A 318-nucleotide genomic window follows, 5' to 3' on the forward strand; every position below is an offset into this window, starting at 1 on the left:
CACTGACTGATGCTGAGACCAAGGCCTTCCTCAAGGCTGGAGATACCGATGGTGATGGCAAGATTGGAGTTGATGAGTTCGCTGTCTTGGTTAAGGCATAAAAAGCTTCCGACCAACAACACCTCTTGCTCTGAAGGAACAACTTTGCCCAAGACCTCCCATTTTCAACTTACTATAAATAATTTTTATACTCATGATGCTTATGAGAAGTTTCCTCCCATGCAGCACACTGTCAAAAATGATGACTGTGAATGTAGCAGTTGTGTCTCCTGTCTTAAATATGAATTTTGCTTACTGTAAAATCTGATGCACTTTTAC

The 318-nt window shown here is 41.2% G+C and carries 1 protein-coding gene; it reads left to right on the forward strand.

Going from position 1 to position 318, the window contains the following annotated elements; genetic code table 11:
- Positions 1-2 precede the first annotated feature (2 nt).
- A complete protein-coding gene (locus MKS85_RS28845) occupies positions 3-101 on the forward strand; it encodes an EF-hand domain-containing protein (RefSeq protein WP_310663261.1) in 99 nt (32 codons plus the stop codon).
- The last annotated feature ends 217 nt before the right edge of the window (positions 102-318 follow it).

The organism is Pseudomonas sp. JL2 (assembly GCF_031570495.1).
Classification (GTDB): Bacteria; Pseudomonadota; Gammaproteobacteria; order Pseudomonadales; family Pseudomonadaceae; genus Aquipseudomonas; species Aquipseudomonas rhizophila.